This is a genomic window from Bacillus sp. FSL R7-0646, from assembly GCF_037969865.1.
Taxonomy (GTDB): domain Bacteria; phylum Bacillota; class Bacilli; order Bacillales; family Bacillaceae; genus Bacillus; species Bacillus licheniformis.
The window spans coordinates 4,077,884-4,100,809 of sequence record NZ_CP150217.1 but is presented as its reverse complement, the minus strand read 5'-3'; the positions used below and the strand labels follow the sequence as shown (position 1 = coordinate 4,100,809).

Here is a 22,926-nt window from a genome sequence, read left to right as displayed (position 1 = left end):
GTGACAGCATGCTGTTTAATATTACGATCGGAGCGCTTATCTTTAGTTATGCGGCATGGACGCTTATAAAATTTGTCAAACGAAGCCGGAAAGGAAAATGCGCCGCCTGTGAATTAAATCGCACCTGTCAATCGGCTTGTGATGATGTAAAAACGAAAAACAGCTGAGGGATCAGCTGTTTTTCATTTTTATATGTTCACCTCACTCATCAAAGCTAGGGTATTTCCTTCGGTATCTTCAAAGAAGGCCACCCAGGTTTCCGTTTGCTCGATTTTCGCCACCACATGCGGCTCTATTGGAAAAGAGACGCCTTTTGTTGCAATTTCATCATATACAGCCGGCAAATCTTCAACTTGAAAATAAATGACGGAGCCTGCATGAGCAAATTCGTCTTTTTCCGGAAGGCTGAGAAGAAGCCGCACTTCGCCGCACTCAAAGAAAGCCATGCGATCTGTCTGAAATAAAAGGGACAGGCCCAATACATCCTGATAAAATGCCGCAGCCCGCTCCAAGTCTTGAACCGGCACCCCGATTTGTCCAACCTTTTCAATTCCCATCATCATCTCTCCTTTTTTTGTTATTATTTTCATTTTCACACACTTGATTCCATATATTTTTTCGATGCATTTTTTGTTTCACGTGAAACAGGAGTGATGGGCTGAAGCAGCGGCATGCGTGTCAAATCATTGTTTTTATGGATGATTATTGTTAACATGGCTTCTGTTTCTTTTAATGGAAAACAATAGAAAGGAGGCGAACATAATGAATGAAAATAAAAAGGCTGAACAGGAGAGAAAAATTGGATTTGAAGGGTTTGTGCTCCTTCTTTCACTGATTTTTATTTCCATTTTTATCACGACAGCATACGAAATACCGAGCAATCTGTTGCTGATCATTCTATTTTTCATCGGCAGCGGCTACTATTCTATTAGGCTCGTGAGCAAAGGTCTGTTGAGAAAAAAGAGGGGACTCGGCTTTAAAGCTGCGTTTTCTGCCTTTGTCGTTTGGATGGCATTATCTTTTTTGTTTCATGACATTTCATATCCATTTAGTTTGAAAGGGTTATTATTTCAAATCATGATGTTTTTTCTTTTCTACATTCCTTTCTATTTGATCTTTCAATTTGCTTTTAGGTTTTCAAGCATTCAAGAAAGAAAACAATAAAAAAAGCTGGAAATTCCAGCTTTTTTACTTATTCTCCTTTTCGCGCTTCACCAGCATCTCCGTAATCAAATCAACCTGTTTGCTGACAGAGATCGGATCGTACGGATAGAACGTGTCAAAGTCGTTGATAAAGACACGGTTGTTTTTGACGGCGTCAAGGTTTTTCCAAATGGAAGACTGCTTCAGCTTGTCCAGCGTTTTGCTGTCGCCGTTCGGGTTATAGTCTGTCACGAACATGTAGTCTGCTGCATATTCAGGTACGACTTCCAAGGAAAGTTCTTTGATTTCGCCTTTTTTGAAGATGTCTTTTTGAATCTTTTCAGGCGCCTTTAAGCCGAGCGCGTTGTACACGGCTTGGCCTCCGCGGCCGCCGTTGTCATTGAACACCCAGAATTGGCCTTTTTCTGTGTTTTCATAAATACCGAAAGTAGCATTTTTGTCGACGACTTGAGCGATTTTTTTCCTCGCTGCTTTCGATTTCCGGTCGAAATCGGCAAGGAATTGTTCAGCTTCTTCTTTAGCTCCTGCAATGTCGCCGAACATCTTAACAGTTTCCTGAACATTTTTCGCCGTGTTATAAGGAATCACAACAGTCGGTGCGATTTTGGACAGTTTGTCGTAATTATCATCGTTCATCACGACAATTAAATCAGGCTTCAGCTTCATGACTTTTTCCACATTAATCGGGTCGCCTAAATCCGTTACATCTTTCATACGGTCCTTTAAAAATGGATTGGAGAAAGACCACGAGCCGGAGCCGACGACATTGGCGCCGACCGTGAACAGTTCACCGGCATAAAAGTCTGTCACGATGCGCTTTGGATGTGTTGGAATCTTCACGCTTCCACGCGTTGATTGATATGTTCTTGTCGTTTCTTCAGCCGCTTTTTCTTTGCTACCGTTTGACGCATTGCCGCTTCCGCAGGCGCTGACCACTATACACAACAGCATAACTAAACCGATTATCAATAAGTTCTTTTTCACTTGACCCTCCTGTTGATGTGAAACATATGACATTTCCTAAGTGATAATGATTCGCATTATCAATGTAAATATAGCAGATCAATCCCTCTCTCGTCTATCACTTTTTTTGCTAAGTATGATTAGTGTGGTTTTGGTTAATTTGTTACTATAAACAGAAAAAGGACTGATGAGAGATGGCAGAAACGAACCCGGTGATCAAAAAATTGCAGTTCAAGGATAATGGACAGCCTGTACTGATTGTGAATCCGCCTGAGGCATACAGCGGCGTCATCGCTGAATTTCAAGGCCCTGTTCATCATCACGCCGAATCGGACCAATATGATTTTGTTCAGGTATTCGCAGCGACCAACGCAAAGCTGCAGGCTTTAGCCAAGGAGGCTGAACGTCATTTGGCGGAAGACGGTCTGTTTTGGCTTTGCTACCCGAAAAAATCATCGAAAGTCTACAAAGGATCGGACTGCAGCCGCGATACAGTAGCCGGACTGCTTGCAGACCAGGGCTATGAACCGGTTCGCCAAATTGCAATTGATGAAGACTGGTCTGCGCTCAGATTTCGCAAGGCGGAAAACATCAAAACGATGAAGCGGAAATTTGCCGTAACAGAGAAAGGTAAGCAGCGTACAGATCAAGAATGATTATATACGCCTCCTTTCAGGGGGACGAATATTCAGCTTGTGAACGAAAGTACACAAAAAAGAAATAATATTATGTTCAATGATTCACAAACTTTTTGTATAATGAATCTAATCTTTTAAAATACCATAGAAAAGAGGTATGCAGCATGAAGAAATGGGCATTTGTATCAGACTTTGATGGGACGATTTCCAAACAGGATTTTTACTGGATGGTCATTGATAAATATTTTCCCGAAGGCCGTGAATTGTTCAAGAAGTGGAAGTCCGGAGAATTAAAAGATATCGAATTTTTGGGAACCGTTTTTGCTTCGATTAATCAAAGCGAACAAAAAATCATTGATGACATCCATTCCATACCGATTGATGAATATGTGCCTGACTTCATTCAGCATGTCCAGAAAAGCGGCGGCGACTTCTACATTTTAAGCGCCGGCACGGATTATTACATTCATTATATTTTAAAGAAATACGGGATTACAGACGTTGAGGTCTATTCAAATAAAGGCTTTTTTAAAGAAGACAATGTTCATATGGACATTGATGAGAATCATTGGCATTACTCTGAGCGCTATGGGATTGATAAATCAAAGGTCATTCAAAAGCTGAAAGAAGAGTATGAGACGGTTTATTTTGCAGGCGACAGTGAACCGGATTCGCACCCGGCTAAATTTGCGGATGTTACGTTTGCAAAGGATGCGCTCCAGGATTTGCTGCGTCAGCAGGGGGTGCCATTTGTAGCCGTTGAAACATTTGAAGACATTGAACAATATCTTAAAGAAAAAGGGCGGATCGTCTAATGCCGCGCCAGGTTACCAGCATAGCCATCCCCGCGGTTTTGGACATTAGTGAGGGCGTGCTTGGCCGGTTGGATGAGATATTGAGAAAACATCAGTTTGCCAAGGCGATCATGTTTTTTGACGATTTTTCCTATCAGCAGTATGAGCATTCACTGAAAACCGCATTTCAACATGTTAAAGTTGAAGCCGTTCTGCTGCCGTCCAATCTGGACATACAGGAGCTTTTGAAGCGGGCATTTTCGATCGGGAATTGCGATGTCATTATTGCCATGGGCGGCGGGTATGTTGTGGACTGCGGAAAATACATCGCCTTTTCCAAGCGGACCCCGTTCATCAGCATTCCGACGTCGGCATCCAATGACGGGTTTGCGAGCAGCAATTGCTCGCTTCAGGTCGAAGGAAAAAAAACAACCGTTCCGGCAAGGGTTCCCTACGGAATCATAGCTGATTTGAGCATTATTCAAAAAGCGCCGGATTGCTTTATTTTGGCGGGGATCGGAGATTTGATGTCCAATATTACGGCCCTTTATGATTGGGAGTTTGAGGAGCGGCACGGGGTCGGCGATGTAAATGCGTTTGCGTCGATGCTCAGCAAGAAAGCGGTCAACAGCTTTGTCCGTACGCCGATGCAGGATATTAAACAGCCGATCTTCTTAAAAGAGCTTGTCAGTTCTTTGACAATGGGCGGCATCGCTACGGAAATCAGCGGAAACAGCGCGCCGATCAGCGGTTCTGAGCACCTGATATCCCACGCCTTGGACAAAATTTCGAAAAAACCGCAGATGCACGGCATTCAAGTCGGGGTAGCCACCTACATCATGGCCCATGTACAGGATCACCGGGCTGAGCGGATTGAAAAGGTGTTTACGAGAACGGGCTTTTTCCAATATGTCAAAACGCTGAATCTGAACAAAGATGAGTTTCGCGAGGCGATCAATTTGTCGCACACTGTCAAGCCCAACCGCTATACGTACTTGCATGAAGCCGGCTATCGCGAAAAAGCGCTTCGCATTCTTGATGAAGATCCGATTCTGCAAGAAATATTTTAAGCAGGCCAAGCTTGCCCGAAAAACGCCTTATTTGCTGTAAGGCGTTTTTTCCGTGGGCATCAGATGAAAATGACCGGGAAAAGCTGTGATACAATAAAGAAGGTATGGGTCATAAGTACGATGTTAGGGCTCGATTCTGATCAGGGAGAGTGTAAAATGTACAAACTAATCGCGATAGATATGGATGGAACATTGTTGAATGATCTTCATGAAGTAACAGAGGAAGTACGGAATGCCCTGCATGCCGCGAAAAAACAAGGCGTAAAAATCGTTCTCTGCACGGGCCGTCCCCTCGGCGGTGTAAGCCGCTACCTGGAAGAACTGAATTTAAATGAAGACGGCGATTATGTCATCGCCTATAACGGAGCGCTCGTTCAAAATACGCATACTCAGGAAGTTGTGTCAGAACTGACACTGGGCTATGATGATGTGAAATCGTTATATGAGCTCAGCCAAAAGCTTGATACTCCGATGCACTTTTTTGATTCGGCTTATTTGTATACGCCAAACCGGGAAATCAGCCCGTATACCGTTTACGAATCATACGTCACCAAAGTGCCGCTCCGGTTCCGGACGATCGAAGAAATCCCGCAAGATCTTCTGGCGCCAAAGGCGATGTACATTGATGAGCCGGAAAAGCTGGACCGGACGATCGCCGCAATACCGGAAGACGTCAAGGAACGCTATACAATGGTGAAAAGTTCGCCGTTCTTTTATGAAATTCTTCACCCTGCGGCAAGTAAAGGAAATGCTGTTCAGCAGCTTGCCGACATATTAGGCATCGCGCAGGAAGAAGTGATGTGTATTGGAGACAACGGAAACGACATGTCCATGATCGAATGGGCGGGTTGCGGAGTCGCCATGGGGAATGCGATCCCTGAGGTAAAAGCTTCGGCCGATTACGAAACGCGTACGAATAATGAAAACGGCGTTGCCCACGCCATTCGTGAGCTTGTATTGTCCAAATAAAAAAAGCCGGCCCTTGGAAAGGCCGGCTTTTACTTATTTAACGGCGCCATGCTTCAATCTGCCAGATATGAGTCACCCAGTCTTCATAAAAAGCCGGTTCATGGGATACGAGCAAAATCGTTCCCTTATAGTCGCAGAGCGCTTGCTTTAACGCATGCTTTGCCGATGCGTCAAGATGGTTTGTCGGTTCATCAAGAACAAGCAGGTTGCTGTTTGAAAGCATCAGCTCCGCCAGCCGGACCTTTGCCTGTTCACCGCCGCTGAGCGTAAAAAGGGGCTGGCTGATATGCTTTGGCGTCAAGCCGGATACCGCGAGCGTCTGCCTGATGTCTTTTTCCGGTAGATCAGGATAGAACGCCCGCAATTTTTCAAGCGGTGTATCATGAGAAGCTGGGCTTTCCTGCCTGAAATAGGCCGCCTGTAAATGCTGTCCTGCTGTGACGATGCCGCTCAGAGGCTTGAGGTCGCCGAGCAGCGTTTTGATAAGCGTCGATTTTCCGGCGCCGTTTTCTCCAATAATCGCGATTTTATCGCCCCGTCTTACGGTCAGGGAAAGAGGCTTAAATAATGGAACTGTGTAGCCGGCCTCAAGATTTTCCGTTTTGAGTACAGTCATCGCCGGGTTTCGCCCCGTTTTAAATGCAAAGCTTGGGACATAAGAATCTGTCGGTTTTTCGATTCGCTTGATTTTGCGTAATGCTTTCTCCCTGCTTTTGGCCTGTTTCGCCTTTCGGACTCTGTTCCGGTCGATAAACGCCTCTAACTTTTTGATTTCCCTGTTCTGTTTTGCATATGCGGCTTCAGCCTGTGCCCTGATTTGCGCATACTCCTTCAGAAAATATTGATAGTTGCCGGAATAACGTTTGATCACATGATGCTCCAGATGGAATGTAACCGTCGTGATTTCATTTAAGAAGCGTTCGTCATGAGAGATGACAAGAAATGCGTGCTCATAGTTTTTCAAGTAGCCAGTCAGCCACTCAATGTGAGCGGCATCCAAATAGTTGGTCGGCTCATCCAACAGCAGTACATCAGGCTCTTCAAGCAGCAGTTTGGCAAGCAGCAGCTTTGTACGCTGCCCGCCGCTTAAAGCCGTGACATCCTGGTCAAGCCCGATTTCCGCCAAGCCGAGGCCTTGTGCGGCATCCTCAATTTTCGTTCCGATTTGGTAAAATCCTGAAGCTTCCAGCTCAGCCTGAAGCTCTCCGTATCTTTTCAGGACGGCTTCAAGGTTGTCTCCGGCATCGGCCATTTTTTCGGCAAGCCCATTCATTTCCTTTTCGATTTCAAACAGCCGGCCGTACGCTTTCTCCATGTACTGAAGAATGGTTGTGCCTTCCGTCAGCTTGGCATGCTGTTCAAGAAAGCCGACCCGAATGTTTGGCTGCCATTCAATGTTTCCATGATCGGGCAGAAGGCTGCCCGTCAAAATGCGCAGCAATGTCGACTTTCCGGCTCCGTTTGCACCGACAAGACCGGCATGTTCCCCTTTCAGCAGGCGGAACCCGGCGTCTTGAAAGATCATGCGGTCTCCATATATATGGGTCAAATTCGTTACATGAACAATACTCATGATGATTCTCTCCTTCAGGCTTATTTTTGAAAAAACAAGCCATCTAAAGAGAACAGCGTGAAGCATCGCTATCCTGTCCGGCAAAAAAACGGGTAAGGCAAACTACACCTTACCCGCTACATATTTAAAATACAGCAAGAAAGGATGTCAAATCGTATCAAACTGTTCCCGAGATGGCTTGTCTAAAAAAGGGCAGACTTCTCCCGTCTTTAAGCCAATTCTCTTTTAAGAACAGTTGATAAGATTTTCATTCCTTTCCACCTCATTTTGGTCAAATTTACCTTCACAACACATTATATGAAGCGGAATGCCGCTTGTCAAACCGCTGCCTTATCAATTGACATCGTGTAGGCAGTGTGTTATTTAATTTGTGAACAGAATCGAACGATATATGTATATCATATGAGCAAAAGAGGAGAGGGATAGATGGCTAAGAGAGAATTCAAAGCAGAATCCAAGCGATTGCTGGACATCATGATCAACTCGATTTATTCCCAAAAGGAAGTCTTTTTAAGGGAGCTGATATCCAATGCGAGCGATGCCATCGATAAAATCTACTACAAAGCGCTGACAGATGATTCACTGACATTTAACAAAGACGATTACTACATAAAAATCTCCGCAGATAAAGAAAACAGAACGCTGACCATTGCGGACACCGGAATCGGCATGACGAAAGAAGAGCTTGAAGAGCATCTTGGAACGATTGCCAAGAGCGGCTCGCTTGCGTTTAAACAAGAAAACGAATTAAAAGACGGGCACGATATTATCGGCCAGTTCGGCGTCGGTTTCTACGCCGCTTTTATGGTTGCGGACACCGTCACCGTCATTACAAAAGCCCATGGCAGCGATGAAGCGCATCAATGGGAATCAGCCGGAGCCGACGGCTATACAATCGAACCGGCTGCGAAAGAATCAGCCGGAACCGATGTCATTCTGAAGCTGAAAGAGAATACAGACGATGAAAACTATGATGAATACCTGGATGTTCATCGCTTAAAAGCGATCATCAAAACATACTCTGATTTCATCCGCTACCCGATCAAGATGGATGTCGCGGTCAACAAGCCGAAAGAAGGCGCCGAAAATGAATTTGAAGAAGTCCAGGAAGAACAGACGGTCAACAGCATGGTGCCGATTTGGAGAAAAAACAAAAGCGAACTGAAAGATGAAGATTATGAGGCGTTTTATAAGGAAAAGCATTACGGTTTTGACAAGCCTCTCGCGCACATCCATACAAGCGTAGACGGCGCGGTGAGATACCATGCGATTTTATTCATTCCTGAAAATATTCCGTTCAACTACTACACGAAGGAATTCGAGAAGGGTCTGGAACTGTATTCGAACGGTGTGCTGATCATGGAAAAGTGTCCGGATCTGCTGCCTGACCATTTCAGCTTTGTCAAAGGAATGGTTGATTCAGAAGATTTATCGCTCAACATTTCGAGGGAGATGCTCCAGCATGACAGGCAGCTGAAGCTGATTGCCAAAAACATCAGCAAAAAAATCAAGAATGAGCTGAAGAGCTTGCTGAAAAATGACAGAGAAAAATACGAGTCTTTTTATCAATCGTTTGGCAGACAGCTTAAATTCGGGGTATACAATGATTTTGGAGCCCATAAAGATCTGTTGAAAGACCTGCTGCTTTTCTATTCATCAAAAGAGAAAAAGCTGGTCACCCTTGAGGAATATGTGTCCAGAATGCCTGAAGATCAAAAATACATTTATTATGCATCAGGCGACTCGTATGACCGAATAGAAAAGCTTCCTCAAACCGAGCTGGTTTCGGAAAAAGGGTATGAAATCCTTTATTTCACCGAGGATATCGATGAGTTCGCCATCAAAATGCTGGCGAATTATCAAGAGAAAGAATTCAAGTCGGTATCAAGCGGCGACCTCGGAATCGAAAACGATGACGAGCAAAACCAATCTGACGGGGATGACAGCCAATACAAAGACCTGTTTGAAGAGATGAAAAAGACTCTGGATGGAAAAGTGAAAAGCGTGAGGGCGTCAAAACGGCTGAAGACTCACTCCGTATGCCTTGCCGCTGACGGAGAAGTCACCATCGAGATGGAGAAAATCTTAAACGCAATGCCTGACAATCAGCATGTAAAGGCTGATAAAGTATTGGAAATCAATATAAACCACGAAGTCTTCAAAACATTGCAGAATGCTTTTGACAACGACAAGGATAAATTCAAACTGTACACCGGCCTCCTGTACAACCAGGCGCTGCTGATAGAAGGCTTGCCAATTGAAGACCCCGTCGAATTTACGAACGATATATGCAAAGTAATGGCATAAAAATAAAAAAAGATACATCTCAGCTTCTTGCGAGATGTATCTTTTTTTTGATGTTAATGCTTCACAACTTCCTGTCCCCGCACATTCCAAGTCATCGCAAATATGAGTGCTGCGATTGCACATGAAGCGGTTAAAAGCGTAAAGCCCGCATTCCAGCCGGATGCATCGACGATAACACCCATCAGCGCATTCGCCGTCAAGGTTCCGCCCAGGTAACCGAACAGACCGGTCAATCCTGCAGCCGTGCCGGCCGCTTTTTTAGGAACAAAGTCAAGCGCTTGAAGGCCGATCAGCATGACGGGACCGTAAATGAGGAATCCGATCGCGATCAATGATGCCATGTCGATCATCGGATTGCCGGCTGGGTTGAACCAGTACACAAGCACCGCGATCAAAACACCTGCCATAAAGACAAAGCCTGCCGGTCCGCGGCGTCCTTTAAACCATTTGTCAGAGATCCAGCCGCACAGCAATGTCCCCGGAATCCCCGCCCATTCATACAGAAAATAAGCGACGCTTGATTTGCTCATGTCAAAGCCTTTTTCTTCGCTTAAATAGGTTGGAGCCCAATCCAGAACGCCGTAGCGGACGAAGTACACGAAAATGTTGGCAAGTGCGATCGCCCACACCCATTTATTATTTAATACATGTTTGAAAAGGATTTCTTTCGTTGATAATTCCTTTTCAAAGGTTTTCTTCGATTTGCTTGAATAATCGTTGCGGTATTCCTCGATTGGAGGAAGTCCGACAGACTGCGGCGTATCCCGGATCAGCCAGTAAGAAATGACGGCAACGGCGATGGCGACCAAGGCCGGCAAAATAAACACACCTTCATAGCCTGTAGCAGATCCCGTTATGCCTGAGAAGATGGCGACGCCGGCAACGGCAATCGGCGCCATCAGTCCCCCGCCGACATTGTGGGCGACATTCCATATGGCGGTTTTATTTCCCCTTTCGCTGACGCTGAACCAGTGGACAAGGACACGCCCTGACGGCGGCCATCCCATGCCCTGGAACCAGCCGTTTAAGAACAGCATGATAAACATAATTGCGATCGATGAGGTGAAAAAAGGAACAAACCCCATCAAGAGGCTGATGACAGCGGAAAGGATCAAACCGGCGGGCAGGAACATCCTCGGATTGCTCCGGTCCGATATCGTGGCCATCACGAACTTGCTCAGCCCGTAAGAGATGGATAGAGCGGACAAGGCAAAGCCGAGCGCCGACTTTGAAAAGCCCTCTTCGATCAAATAAGGCATGGCAAGCGAGAAATTTTTGCGAATTAAATAGTATGCCGCATAACCGATGAAGATGCCGAGAAAAACTTGCAGTCTGAATTTCTTATATTCCGAATCAATTTGATCTTCCGGCAGCCGCTCAATCGGCGGTGCTGGCTTAAACAGTTTTAACATGGTATTCCCCTTCTTTATTCATTTACTTCTTTTCGCGCAAAACATCGCGCAGCCGGTCCGGAAAGTTGGTGAACATTCCGGTCGCTCCCCAATCGAGCAGCCGCTTCATATCTTCTTTTTTATTCACAGTATAAGGATGGACCAGCATGCCGGTGCGTCGAATCTTTTGCACGTATGCCCGGCCAATGCGGTCAAAGTTCATGCCGAGTCCGACGCTGTAAGATTGATATTGTTTTAATTCGGCGTCAGTAATGGCAGCAGGTTTGTCGTACCATAATAATTGCACTAGCGGAATGTTTGGATTAGCGTTATGAATGATTTTTAAGCTTTCAGGACTAAAAGATTGAATGATGACTTTGCTTGAATGAATGTCTGCTCCGGTCAATTTGTATTGCTTCAGGATGTCCAGGAGCTTTTCTTCCATATGATCATAGTCTTCCGGTGATTTTGTTTCGATATAGTAGCGCGCGCTTCTCCCGAATGTTTGGATGATTTCTTCAAGGGTGGGCACTTTCAGCCCGGCGTACTCCGGTTTTGCCCGCTCAGGATATGCTTCGTTAAACCAGGAGCCTGCATCAAGCTCTTTGATTTCTTTCAGCGTATAGTCTTTGACAAAACCCGTACCATTAGTCGTACGATCCAATGTCTCATCGTGCATGGCGACCAAGTGGCCGTCTTTTGTCATTTGAAGATCGATTTCTATGTAATCGCCTTTCATTTTTTGTCCAAGCTTATAAGCCAAAAGCGTGTGCTCGGGAGCATGCCCCGATGCGCCGCGGTGCGCGACATTTAGTAGCTTGTTCGGATTGAGCTGCGGCTGGGAATGGCTTGCCGCCTCCGCATGCCCGCTGAATCCAAAACCAAAAGCAGCGATTGCGGCCGTTATAAGGAAGATGCTGCGGACTAGTCTTTTCATAACATGATCTCTCCTTTCAAGCTGTTATACAGAATAAAGGTGCCGTCTATTCATTACGATTGCTTTCGCCCCCTCTTAGATGACGAAGAAAAAGAGATCCACAAAAAAACCCCTGGCACAAGAGGGTCTTATTGTGAATCTCCCATTCTCCGTCACTTGTATTAACTTCTTTCCTATCATATCAAAAATGGAAGCGCTGTCAACAGGATTTTAAAAATAAAGAAACCTATCTTTTAAGATAGGTTTCCTGATCATTTAGCGGGCAAACAGCCGGTCGATGAAATCAATGTCCTCTTGAGACAGATTGACTTCTGCCGTTTTGAGGTTGTCGATCAGCTGATCAGCGCGTTTGGCGCCCGGGATCAACACGTCGATTTCAGGCCGCGCCAAGTACCAGGCCAAGACGATATGGGCGATGTCGACATTATGTTTTTCCGCGATCGGCGCAAGCTGGTTCACTTTTCTAATGTTTTCTTTGAAGCGTTCGCCTTGGAAGTTTTCCATTTCTCTTCTCAGGTCGCCTTCCGGGAACGTTGTATCTTCGCTGTATTTTCCGGCGAGCAATCCGGAGACGAGCGGGAAGTAAGGAACAAATGAGATGTTATGCTCCTGTGTATACGGGAAGAATGTCGTCTCAGCTTCCCTGTTCAGCAGGTTGTATTCGCCTTGGAGCACATCCACCAATCCGTCTTTGTTCGCTTCTTTCAGCTGCTCAAGAGAAAAGTTGGATACACCGATTGCTCTGATTTTGCCTTCCTGCTTCAGTTCATGGAGCGCCTGAACCGCTTCGTCTTTCGGCGTATTTTCATCAGGAAAATGGATATAGAAAAGGTCGATGTAGTCAGTTTGCAGCCGCTTCAGGCTTTCTTCGACGGACTTTTTCAAAAATGCGGGAGAGTTGTCAAAGACAAAATCGTCTCCTTCTTTCTTATGGGCGGCTTTTGTTGCAATCACGACATCTTCGCGGTTGAATTCTTTAAGGACTTCGCCGATTAATTCCTCGGAACGGCCGATGCCGTATATGTAGGCGGTATCTAAAAAAGTGACGCCGTTTCTTATTGCTTCCCGCACCAATTCTTTTCCCGTTTCTTCATTGAGATTCGGATAAAGGTTATGTCCTCCGACAGCATTGGTTCCCAAACCAATCGGAAATACGTGCAAGTCTGATTTGCCAACTTTAACTTTTTTCATTGAATTCCCCTCCTGATATGATGTGTAGATAAATAAACTTGGCCGGCCGCTTGGAAACAGCCGGTCAAGGGTGTCCGCTTCAACTATACATGTTTTGCCAAATGGATTTCAATTTTGCGATCTTTACAGTACACGTGATATTCCTCATCAAGCGCCTGAGATGTGACGATCGCGTGCAATCTGTCAAACGGCGCGTACGTCAGCAGGGTCGACTTCCCGAATTTGGAATGGTCGGCCAGCAAATATACTTGTTTTGCTTTTTCGGATATTTTCTTTTTAATTTCATATTCAAGCAGATCGGAGTTTGTCAGTCCATGGGTAAGTGTTGCGCCGGTTGCCGACATGAAAGCTTTATTAATATTATATTTATCCAGCGTTCCCGGATCATCCATGCCGACGAAGGACTGCGTTTTCCGTTTGTAGTTGCTGCCGATGATGATCAAGTTTATATTTTGCATCGCTGCAGCAGCGTTGATAATGTCGAGGCTGTTCGTTAAAACGGTTACATTTTTATTTGGATCAAGAGTTTCCAATATGGATCGGGTCGTTGTGCCGGAATCAATAAAAATCAGGTCATGGTCTTCAATAAAGCGTGAAGCATAGCGCGCGATTTTTGTCTTGGCATCCTTGTTTTGAATGGTTCTGTTTTCAAAAGGGATCAAGGCCGTTTTTTCGATCGCTGTTACGCCGCCGTAGACTTTTTTTATAACTCCTTTCTCGGTCAGCTTGTTAATGTCGCGTCTGACCGTGTTTTTTGAAACATTAAAGACCTGGCATAGTTCATCAAGCGAAACGGTGCCATTGGTCAAAATATAATCTTCCATTTCTTTAATCCGCATTAACTTCATACTAAGTATCTCCTTCTAGTATATTTGACTAAATATATATGACGAACCCAAAAGTTAACCAATAATTGCTTAAAAAATGATACCATTGGTGATTATTTTTTGCAAGATTTGCCCTGTTTCTTTTTATTATACAATGTTTCCCTAAATCATTTTAACGTTTTCTACAAATCTTACAAAAGAAAAATTTAATGATTTTGATTGACTTATGGGTAAGGCCGGATTAAAATATAACCAAGAAGTGACCAAAACGTGATAATGTTGAGAAATTTCTGATGTGTAAATGTTTTATTGCGTCATGGTTCTTTGGATAAAATCATAGTTCTATTCATTAATTTCTTTTGTAAGCGTTTAATTCCTGTTTTTTGCGAAAATCCGTTGTGCAATGAAGAGCTGTTCGGCATTCATACATAATGGTTGAAACCTGCCCCATCTGTACCAGGAGATGTTTAATATTCAAGGAGGTTATAAGAATGGCAGAAATCAGAAAGTTAAGAAACTATATTAATGGAGAATGGGTTGAAAGCAAAACCGACAAATATGAAGATGTAGTCAATCCAGCGACGAAAGAAGTGCTGTGCCAAGTGCCGATTTCGACGCGAGAGGATATAGAATACGCAGCGCAAACAGCGGCTGAAGCGTTTAAAACATGGTCAAAAGTGGCTGTTCCGCGCCGGGCAAGAATTCTATTTAACTTTCAGCAGCTTTTAACTCAGCATAAAGAGGAGCTTGCCCACCTCATCACGATTGAAAACGGAAAAAACACGAAAGAAGCGTTGGGTGAAGTTGGACGCGGCATCGAGAATGTCGAGTTTGCAGCTGGAGCGCCTTCACTGATGATGGGAGATTCACTTGCTACAATTGCAACCGATGTTGAAGCGGCGAACTACCGGTACCCGATCGGAGTCGTCGGCGGAATTGCACCATTTAACTTCCCGATGATGGTACCATGCTGGATGTTCCCAATGGCCATTGCGTTAGGAAACACATTTATTCTGAAGCCTTCCGAACGGACGCCGCTTTTGACGGAAAAGCTAGTTGAACTGTTTGAAAAAGCCGGACTTCCAAAAGGGGTCTTCAATGTGGTATACGGCGCGCATGATGTAGTAAACGGCATTCTCGAACACCCGGAAATTAAAGCGATTTCATTCGTCGGTTCAAAACCGGTCGGAGAATATGTCTATAAAAAAGGAAGCGAAAATCTGAAACGCGTTCAATCGCTGACAGGCGCTAAAAACCACACCATCGTTCTGAACGATGCCAACCTTGAAGATACGGTAACAAATATTATCGGCGCTGCTTTCGGATCTGCCGGCGAACGCTGCATGGCATGCGCAGTAGTAACGGTTGAAGAAGGAATTGCAGATGAGTTCATGGAAAAATTGGTTCAGAAAGCATCTGAAGTCAAAATCGGAAACGGACTTGACGACGGTGTATTCCTCGGGCCTGTCATTCGCGAAGACAACAAGAAACGCACACTCGGCTATATACAAAAAGGAATTGAAGAGGGTGCGAGACTTGTCTGCGACGGACGCGAAAATGTTACAGATGAAGGCTATTTCGTCGGCCCGACAATCTTTGACAATGTCACAACTGATATGACGATCTGGAAGGACGAAATTTTTGCTCCTGTACTATCGGTCATCCGTGTGAAGAACTTGAAAGAAGCGGTTGAGATCGCCAACCAGTCCGAATTTGCAAACGGCGCATGCTTGTTCACATCGAATTCGAATGCGATCCGCTATTTCCGTGAAAACATTGATGCGGGAATGCTCGGCATCAACCTGGGTGTACCGGCTCCGATGGCATTCTTCCCGTTCTCCGGATGGAAGTCTTCGTTCTTTGGTACATTGCATGCCAACGGAAAAGACAGCGTCGATTTCTATACGCGCAAAAAGGTCGTCACTGCAAGATATCCGGCGCCTGACTTCAATTAATTGTGAAAAAACCGGGCGGTGCGGTTCCCGCGCTGTTCGGATCATGTTTCAAGTTTGAAAAGGAGGCTTTATCCATGAGTCATTTGTTGCGCAAGCCGCAGGCGAATGAGCTGTCACAAGGCGTGAAGCTTGTACACGAAGTGAAAAAATCGAATTCCGATCTAAGTTATGTCGAGTTTAAAGTCCTTGATCTTGCACCGGGATCCAGCTATGAAGAATCGCTGAGCAAACAAGAATGCTGCATCGTCGCGCTTACCGGAAAGATTACCGCAACCGATCATGAACAGACATTTGAAAATATCGGCACGAGAGAAAGCGTTTTCGAAAGAAAGCCGACCGACAGCGTATATGTGTCAAATGACCGCAAGTTCGGCATTACCGCCGTTACAGAGGCAAGAGTTGCCCTGTGCTATTCACCTTCTGAAAACCAGCTTCCGACGAAACTGATCAAAGCTGAAGACAACGGTATTGAGAACCGGGGAAAATTCAGCAATAAACGAACCGTCCATAACATACTTCCGGATTCAGATCCTTCAGCGAACAGTCTTTTAGTCGTCGAAGTCTACACTGAAAGCGGAAACTGGTCCAGCTATCCGCCGCACAAGCATGACCAAGACAACCTGCCTGAAGAGTCCTTTTTAGAAGAAACATACTACCATGAACTTGATCCGCAGCAAGGCTTCGTATTTCAGCGCGTATACACGGATGACCGTTCCATCGACGAGACGATGACTGTTGAAAATGGAAACGTTGTCATCGTGCCGGCCGGATACCATCCTGTCGGGGTGCCTGACGGATACACATCCTATTATTTAAACGTGATGGCAGGGCCGACGCGTAAATGGAAGTTTCATAACGACCCTGACCATGAATGGATTTTGGAACGCTAACAATAAGGCAAGGAGAGGCTGTTGAAGATGAAGTATACGTTTAATGAAGAGAAAGAATTTGACATTGTAGCGATCGGCCGCGCATGCATCGATTTAAACGCAGTCGAATACAACAGGCCGATGGAGCAGACGATGACATTTTCAAAATATGTCGGCGGCTCCCCGGCTAATATTGCAATCGGCAGTTCCAAATTAGGCTTGAAGACCGGATTTATCGGGAAGATTCCGGATGACCAGCACGGCAGATTCATCGAAACCTATATGAGAAATACAGGTGTCGATACGTCACAAATGGCGGTTGATAAAGACGGACATAAAGCTGGGCTTGCTTTCACAGAAATTTTAAGCCCTGAAGAATGCAGCATTTTAATGTACAGGGATGATGTTGCAGATCTTTACCTTGCCCCTTCTGAAGTGAACGAAGACTATATTGCCAAATCGAAGATGCTTCTTGTGTCAGGTACGGCGCTGGCTAAAAGCCCTTCCCGCGAAGCGGTGCTGAAAGCCGTACAGCTGGCGAAAAAGCATCAAGTGAAAGTGGTCTTTGAGCTTGACTATCGTCCATATACGTGGACATCTGCGGAGGAAACGGCCGTCTACTATACGCTTGTTGCCGAACAATCAGACATTGTCATCGGGACGCGTGATGAGTTTGATGTAATGGAAAATAAGAGCCGCGGCAGCAATGAAGAATCTGTTCAGCATTTATTTGCACATTCCGCAGATCTTGTCGTTATCAAGCACGGTGTCGAAGGTTCATATGCATACAGCAAATCCGGGGACGTCTTCCGGGCGAAAGCGTACAAAACGAAGGTCTTGAAAACGTTTGGAGCGGGCGATTCATACGCCTCCGCCTTCCTCTACGGACTCGTTTCAGGCAAAGATATTGAAACCGCGCTGAAATACGGAAGCGCTTCCGCCTCGATTGTTGTTTCAAAGCACAGCTCATCTGAAGCGATGCCGACAGTCGCCGAGATTGAAGAGCTTATTGCGGCTCAGTCTTAAATGAAGAATATGAATAAAGGTGGGATCGTTTGTGGGCAAGAAAATACGTTTAACCACAGCACAAGCGTTAATTAAGTTCTTAAATCAGCAGTACATCCATGTAGATGGAGAAGAAACTCCGTTTGTCGAGGGAATCTTTACGATTTTTGGCCATGGGAACGTCGTTGGAATCGGCCAGGCGCTTGAACAGGATGCCGGCCACTTAAAGGTGTTTCAAGGCAAAAATGAGCAGGGAATGGCGCATGCAGCAATGGCTTACAGCAAGCAAATGCTGAGAAGGAAGATCTATGCCGTGTCGACATCAGTCGGACCGGGAGCAGCTAACCTTGTGGCAGCCGCAGGTACTGCGCTTGCGAACAACATTCCAGTCCTCTTGATTCCAGCCGATACATTTGCCACGAGACAGCCTGATCCTGTTCTTCAGCAAGTAGAGCAGGAATACAGTGCGGCGATTACGACGAACGATGCATTGAAGCCTGTTTCGAGGTATTGGGACCGTATTACGCGCCCTGAACAGTTGATGAGCAGTCTGATTCGCGCTTTTGAAGTAATGACAGACCCTGCAAAAGCTGGTCCTGCAACGATTTGCATTTCTCAAGATGTTGAAGGCGAGGCCTATGATTTCGATGAAAGCTTTTTTGAAAAACGCGTTCACTATGTTGATCGCAAAGAGCCGAGCGAGCGTGAACTGAAGGGAGCGGCAGAACTGATCAAGTCGAGCAAAAAACCGCTCATCTTGGTCGGCGGCGGAGCGAAATATTCCGGCGCGCGCGACGAATTGATCGCCATGTCTGAAGCTTACAATATTCCGCTGGTAGAAACCCAGGCCGGTAAATCCACAGTAGAAGCCGATTTTGCCAACAATTTGGGCGGAATGGGAATCACCGGTACGCTGGCGGCAAACAAAGCGGCTCGCGGGGCAGACCTGATCATCGGAATTGGCACGCGCTATACCGATTTTGCGACATCATCAAAAACCGCTTTTGACTTTGACAACGCAAAATTTTTAAACATTAATGTCAGCAGAATGCAGGCTTATAAACTGGATGCTTTCCAAGTCGTTGCCGATGCAAAAGTAACGCTCGGCAAACTGCACGGCTTATTGGAAGGCTATAAGAGCGAGTTCGGTTCAACCATCAAGGAGCTGAAAGACGAATGGCTTGCTGAACGCGACCGCTTAAGCAAGGTAACATTTAAGCGCGAAAACTTCACTCCTGAAATTAAAGATCACTTTTCTCAAGACATACTCAACGAATATGCGGATGTGCTGCAAACCGAACTGCCGCAAACAACGGCATTGCTCGCCATCAATGAAACAGTTGATCCGGACAGCGTCGTCATTTGTTCAGCAGGCTCTTTGCCGGGAGATCTGCAGCGGCTGTGGCATTCAAACGTACCGAATACGTACCACCTGGAATACGGCTATTCCTGCATGGGATATGAAGTATCGGGAACGCTCGGCTTGAAATTGGCGCATCCTGATAGAGAAGTTTATTCACTGGTCGGAGACGGAAGCTTCCTGATGCTCCACTCAGAGCTCATTACAGCAATCCAATATAATAAAAAAATTAACGTGCTGCTCTTTGACAACTCAGGATTCGGCTGCATCAACAATCTGCAAATGGACCATGGAAGCGGCAGCTACTACTGTGAATTCAGAACAGCAGACAATCAGATTCTCAATGTCGATTATGCGAAAGTGGCCGAAGGCTATGGAGCGAAAACCTACAAAGCGAACACGATTGAAGAATTAAAAGCGGCGCTGGAAGATGCCAAAAAACAAGATGTCTCAACATTGATTGAAATGAAGGTGCTGCCGAAAACGATGACGGACGGCTATGACAGCTGGTGGCACGTAGGTGTTGCAGAGGTTTCCGAACAGGAAAGCGTGCAAAAGGCGTATAAAGCAAAAGAAAAAATGCTGGAATCTGCAAAGCAGTATTAAAGGAGGCACCAGGATGGGCAAGACACAAATTCTATGGGGCATCGCCCCCATAGGATGGCGGAACGATGATATTCCGGAAATCGGCGCGGGAAACACACTTCAGCATTTGTTGAGCGACATTGTTGTTGCGGGCTTTCAAGGCACGGAAGTGGGCGGCTTTTTTCCGGAACCGGCCATTCTCAATAAAGAGCTCGAGCTGAGGAATCTAAGGATTGCCGGCAAGTGGTTCAGCAGCTATATCATTCGGGACGGCATTGAAGAAGCAGCCAAGGAATTTGCGGCTCACTGCCAGTACTTAAAAGACGTCCATGCCGATGTGGCGGTCGTATCAGAACAGACGTACAGTGTGCAGGGCTTGGATAAAAACGTGTTTAAAGAAAAGCCTTATTTCACCGATGAAGAATGGCAGCGGCTATTTGAAGGTTTAAATCACCTCGGGGAAATCGCCGGCCGTTACGGACTGAAGCTTGTCTACCATCACCACCTCGGCACAGGCGTGCAGACAGAGGAAGAGGTGGACCGGCTCATGGCGGGAACTGACCCGGCACTTGTGCACCTTCTGTACGATACGGGGCATGCCTACATTTCAGATGGAAATTATATGAACATTTTAGAGAAGCATATTGACCGTATTAGGCACGTTCATTTTAAAGACGCGCGCCTTAAGATCATGGAGAAATGCAAGCGGGAAGGAAATTCGTTCCAACAGGCGTTTCTGCAAGGGATGTTCACAGTTCCAGGCGACGGCTGCATCGACTTTAGAGAAGTATATCAAACGCTTTTAAAGCACGGCTATTCCGGCTGGATCGTAGTGGAAGCCGAGCAGGATCCCGATGTTGCCAACCCGCTTGAATACGCATTGATCGCCAGAAAGTACATCGATCGTCACTTGTTGAATGTCCCAGCAACCAATTAAGGGGGCTCTAAATTGAGCAATGGAAGTGCAGCAGTCTCACCATTCAATAAACGAACCGTCGCAGCAGCTTTGGCAAATTACATTGATGCAGGCTCCATTGTCGCAGGATCGGCAGGATTATCTTTATGGGTCAGTTACCTGAAGCTTTCTGATACACAGATCGGACTGCTCGGCGCATTTAGCGCCAACGCCATTTCGGCAGCAATCGGAGCGCTGCTCGGAGGCTTTTTGGCCGACAAAATTGGCCGAAAGGCTGTCTATACGAACAGTATGCTGGTTTATGCACTGGGCATTTGTTTAGTTTTATTCGGCACCAGCTTCCCCTTTTTGTTAAGCGGTTACATTATTATCGGTTTATCGGTAGGAGCTGATATTACGGCTTCCTGGACGATCATCGCAGAGAACGCACCTAAGAAAAACAGGGCGCGTCATTGCGGGGTTGCACAGGTCGCATGGGCTGCGGGAGCGGTTGTGGTTCTGCTGCTGTCGGTCCTGCTCGGTGATTTAGGCTTATTGGGCAATAAAATCGTGTTTGGGCATTTGCTCGTTATCGCACTGATTACTTATGTTCTGCGGAAAAGGCTGCCGGAATCCGATGCCTGGCAGGATCAATCCGAAATGGCTCAAGCCGTCAGGAAGCCGAAGACGCCTTATCTCGATTTGCTTCAGCCTAAGTATTTGAAAAGCATTTTATTCTTAATGGGCGTGTACTTGGTTTGGAATCTGGCTGCAGGTGTCATGGGGTTTTTTATGCCTTACATTTATCAGCAGGTCGGCGATGTATCAGCGACCATGGCAAATATTTTGCAGATGGGGCTGTTTATTTTCACCGGGCTTGGCGTCGCTTTTATCTTCATGCCGTTTGCAGACAAATACAGGAAGACAGTGTTTGGGATCTCCGCATTTGCGGCGGTGATCGGCTGGTCATTGTTTCTGCTTCCGGCAGAGGGCATGCCGATTCTCATCCTCTTTATCGTGATGATCGGCATAAACAACGGGGCGGGGCAACAGGCCAACTATCAATTATGGGCGAGTGAAATTTTCCCGACGGAATATCGCGCATCTGCACAAGGATTGATGTTCTTCCTTGTTCGTATCTCAATCGGGGCTTGGAGCCTTTTCGTTCCAATGATCATCTCGAATTTTGGAATTGCATTTATGGCGGCCATTCTCCTTGGATGTGTAACGGCCAGCATGCTCATCGGGCTCTTTTTTGCACCGAATACATCCGGTAAGTCGCTTGAACAAATTCAGGAAGAGCTGTATGGGACTCCTCCGGCTCAAGCTGGGCAAGTGCAAACAAGAAAAATTATGTAACTACATTTGAAGGAGTGGCTATCAATGAAACTACGCATTGGTGTTATTGGTACAGGAGCAATCGGAAAAGAACACATCAACCGCATCACAAATAAATTAGCCGGCGGCGAAATTGTCGCGGTCACCGATGTGAACCAGGAGGCAGCTCAGCAAGTTGTAACGGACTACAGCCTGAACGCCAAGGTCTATCCGGATGACGACAGTCTAATCGCAGCCGAAAATGTAGACGCAGTCTTAGTAACAAGCTGGGGACCGGCACATGAATCAAGCGTTTTGAAAGCGATTAAAGCAAACAAATTCGTATTTTGCGAAAAGCCTCTGGCGACGACTGCGGAAGGATGCATGCGGATCGTCAATGAAGAAGTCAAAGCGGGCAAACGTCTCGTTCAAGTCGGCTTTATGCGCCGCTATGACAGCGGTTACGTACAGCTGAAAGAAGCGATCGACAATCGGGTCATCGGCGAGCCCCTCATGATCCACTGTGCGCACCGCAACCCGGTTGTAGGCGACAACTATACAACAGATATGGCTGTCGTCGATACGCTTGTCCATGAAATAGACGCCCTGCACTGGCTGATTAATGATGACTACGAATCCGTTCAGGTCATTTATCCGAAAAAATCGAAAAACGCGCTTCCTCATTTGCGTGATCCGCAAATCGTCATCATCGAAACAAAAGGCGGAGTCGTGATCAATGCGGAAATCTATGTAAACTGCAAATACGGCTACGATATCCAGTGTGAAATCGTCGGCGAGGACGGAATCGTGAAGCTTCCTGAACCATCAAGCATCTCTCTCAGAAAAGACGGCAAATTCTCGACGGATATCCTCATGGATTGGCAGCGCCGCTTTGTAGACGCTTACGATGTAGAAATTCAAGATTTCATTGACTCGATCCAACAGAAAGGCGAGGTCAGCGGGCCGACTGCGTGGGACGGCTATATCGCCGCCGTGACGACGGACGCCTGTGTGAAAGCTCAGGAATCCGGACAGAAAGAACCTGTGGCGCTTCAGGAGAAGCCGGAATTCTATCAAACGTTCACAACTGTTAAAAAATAAAAACATTCCGAGGAG

At 46.1% G+C, this 22,926-nt stretch carries 21 protein-coding genes; 14 read left to right on the top strand and 7 right to left on the bottom strand.

Translation table 11 applies throughout. The features are described from left to right. The first annotated feature begins 8 nt into the window (after positions 1–8). Entirely contained in the window at positions 9–167 is a 159-nt protein-coding gene (locus MKY62_RS21185; RefSeq protein ID WP_003177856.1) for a FeoB-associated Cys-rich membrane protein, read from the top strand. A 21-nt stretch (positions 168–188) separates the two neighbouring features. Here MKY62_RS21185 and MKY62_RS21180 read toward each other — a convergent pair whose 3' ends face one another. Next, positions 189–557 carry a VOC family protein gene (locus MKY62_RS21180; RefSeq protein WP_003177854.1) on the bottom strand — a complete coding sequence of 123 codons (369 nt, stop codon included), beginning with the start codon at positions 555–557 and terminating at the stop codon, positions 189–191. Between the two features lie 205 nt (positions 558–762). On the opposite strand from MKY62_RS21180, the gene MKY62_RS21175 reads away from it, so the two are divergent. Continuing rightward, entirely contained in the window at positions 763–1,164 is a 402-nt protein-coding gene (locus MKY62_RS21175; protein ID WP_003177850.1) for a hypothetical protein, read from the top strand. Positions 1,165–1,188: 24 nt separating this feature from the next. Here the strand turns inward: MKY62_RS21175 and MKY62_RS21170 are convergent, their stop codons facing one another. Beyond that, positions 1,189–2,148, bottom strand: a complete 960-nt coding sequence (locus MKY62_RS21170; RefSeq protein ID WP_003177847.1) for an iron-hydroxamate ABC transporter substrate-binding protein — start codon at positions 2,146–2,148, stop codon at positions 1,189–1,191. Between the two features lie 173 nt (positions 2,149–2,321). On the opposite strand from MKY62_RS21170, the gene MKY62_RS21165 reads away from it, so the two are divergent. The 4 genes from MKY62_RS21165 to yidA all read left to right on the top strand — a co-directional run bounded on the left by MKY62_RS21165 (position 2,322) and on the right by yidA (position 5,598). After that, complete coding sequence (locus MKY62_RS21165; protein ID WP_003177845.1) at positions 2,322–2,783, top strand: hypothetical protein; 462 nt, start codon at positions 2,322–2,324, stop codon at positions 2,781–2,783. A 146-nt stretch (positions 2,784–2,929) separates the two neighbouring features. Beyond that, positions 2,930–3,580: an MtnX-like HAD-IB family phosphatase gene (locus MKY62_RS21160; protein WP_003177843.1), complete on the top strand. Its 651-nt coding sequence runs from the start codon at positions 2,930–2,932 to the stop codon at positions 3,578–3,580. Next, on the top strand, positions 3,580–4,629 hold the full coding sequence (locus MKY62_RS21155) for an iron-containing alcohol dehydrogenase family protein (protein ID WP_003177842.1): 1,050 nt from the start codon (positions 3,580–3,582) through the stop codon (positions 4,627–4,629). The genes MKY62_RS21160 and MKY62_RS21155 overlap by 1 nt, the downstream gene beginning before the upstream one ends. 156 nt (positions 4,630–4,785) lie before the next feature. Further along, on the top strand, positions 4,786–5,598 hold the full coding sequence (yidA, locus tag MKY62_RS21150) for a sugar-phosphatase (protein WP_009329985.1): 813 nt from the start codon (positions 4,786–4,788) through the stop codon (positions 5,596–5,598). Positions 5,599–5,635: 37 nt separating this feature from the next. Here yidA and MKY62_RS21145 read toward each other — a convergent pair whose 3' ends face one another. Beyond that, positions 5,636–7,171: an ABC-F family ATP-binding cassette domain-containing protein gene (locus tag MKY62_RS21145; protein ID WP_003177837.1), complete on the bottom strand. Its 1,536-nt coding sequence runs from the start codon at positions 7,169–7,171 to the stop codon at positions 5,636–5,638. A 426-nt stretch (positions 7,172–7,597) separates the two neighbouring features. Here MKY62_RS21145 and htpG point away from each other — a divergent pair, with 426 nt between their 5' ends. Then, positions 7,598–9,478 carry a molecular chaperone HtpG gene (gene htpG, locus MKY62_RS21140; protein WP_009329984.1) on the top strand — a complete coding sequence of 627 codons (1,881 nt, stop codon included), beginning with the start codon at positions 7,598–7,600 and terminating at the stop codon, positions 9,476–9,478. Positions 9,479–9,531: 53 nt separating this feature from the next. On the opposite strand, the gene glpT is transcribed toward htpG, so the two are convergent. The 4 genes from glpT to MKY62_RS21120 all read right to left on the bottom strand — a co-directional run bounded on the left by glpT (position 9,532) and on the right by MKY62_RS21120 (position 13,845). Beyond that, a complete protein-coding gene (glpT, locus tag MKY62_RS21135) occupies positions 9,532–10,890 on the bottom strand; it encodes a glycerol-3-phosphate transporter (RefSeq protein ID WP_003177833.1) in 1,359 nt (452 codons plus the stop codon). A gap of 22 nt (positions 10,891–10,912) precedes the next feature. After that, positions 10,913–11,806, bottom strand: a complete 894-nt coding sequence (locus MKY62_RS21130; protein ID WP_009329983.1) for a glycerophosphodiester phosphodiesterase — start codon at positions 11,804–11,806, stop codon at positions 10,913–10,915. A gap of 255 nt (positions 11,807–12,061) precedes the next feature. Further along, the gene (locus tag MKY62_RS21125; protein WP_011198461.1) at positions 12,062–12,997 is read right to left on the bottom strand and encodes an aldo/keto reductase; all 936 of its coding nucleotides are present in this window, start codon (positions 12,995–12,997) and stop codon (positions 12,062–12,064) included. Positions 12,998–13,080: 83 nt separating this feature from the next. Further along, positions 13,081–13,845, bottom strand: a complete 765-nt coding sequence (locus tag MKY62_RS21120; RefSeq protein WP_003177827.1) for a DeoR/GlpR family DNA-binding transcription regulator — start codon at positions 13,843–13,845, stop codon at positions 13,081–13,083. 470 nt (positions 13,846–14,315) lie between these two features. Here MKY62_RS21120 and iolA point away from each other — a divergent pair, with 470 nt between their 5' ends. The 7 genes from iolA (at position 14,316) to MKY62_RS21085 (ending at position 22,911) form a co-directional block, all read left to right on the top strand. Beyond that, a complete protein-coding gene (gene iolA / locus MKY62_RS21115; protein ID WP_003177824.1) occupies positions 14,316–15,779 on the top strand; it encodes a methylmalonate-semialdehyde dehydrogenase in 1,464 nt (487 codons plus the stop codon). A gap of 74 nt (positions 15,780–15,853) precedes the next feature. Beyond that, positions 15,854–16,669, top strand: a complete 816-nt coding sequence (iolB, locus tag MKY62_RS21110) for a 5-deoxy-glucuronate isomerase (protein ID WP_003177822.1) — start codon at positions 15,854–15,856, stop codon at positions 16,667–16,669. Between the two features lie 27 nt (positions 16,670–16,696). After that, complete coding sequence (gene iolC / locus MKY62_RS21105) at positions 16,697–17,674, top strand: 5-dehydro-2-deoxygluconokinase (RefSeq protein ID WP_003177820.1); 978 nt, start codon at positions 16,697–16,699, stop codon at positions 17,672–17,674. Between the two features lie 31 nt (positions 17,675–17,705). After that, positions 17,706–19,619, top strand: coding sequence for a 3D-(3,5/4)-trihydroxycyclohexane-1,2-dione acylhydrolase (decyclizing) (gene iolD, locus MKY62_RS21100; protein ID WP_003177817.1), 1,914 nt, complete (start codon positions 17,706–17,708; stop codon positions 19,617–19,619). Positions 19,620–19,632: 13 nt separating this feature from the next. Continuing rightward, positions 19,633–20,535 (top strand): myo-inosose-2 dehydratase, encoded by a 903-nt coding sequence (gene iolE / locus MKY62_RS21095; RefSeq protein ID WP_003177815.1) that lies wholly within the window; start codon positions 19,633–19,635, stop codon positions 20,533–20,535. Positions 20,536–20,547: 12 nt separating this feature from the next. Then, the gene (locus tag MKY62_RS21090; protein WP_003177812.1) at positions 20,548–21,852 is read left to right on the top strand and encodes an MFS transporter; all 1,305 of its coding nucleotides are present in this window, start codon (positions 20,548–20,550) and stop codon (positions 21,850–21,852) included. A gap of 24 nt (positions 21,853–21,876) precedes the next feature. Continuing rightward, positions 21,877–22,911: a Gfo/Idh/MocA family oxidoreductase gene (locus tag MKY62_RS21085; RefSeq protein WP_003177810.1), complete on the top strand. Its 1,035-nt coding sequence runs from the start codon at positions 21,877–21,879 to the stop codon at positions 22,909–22,911. Positions 22,912–22,926 lie beyond the last annotated feature (15 nt).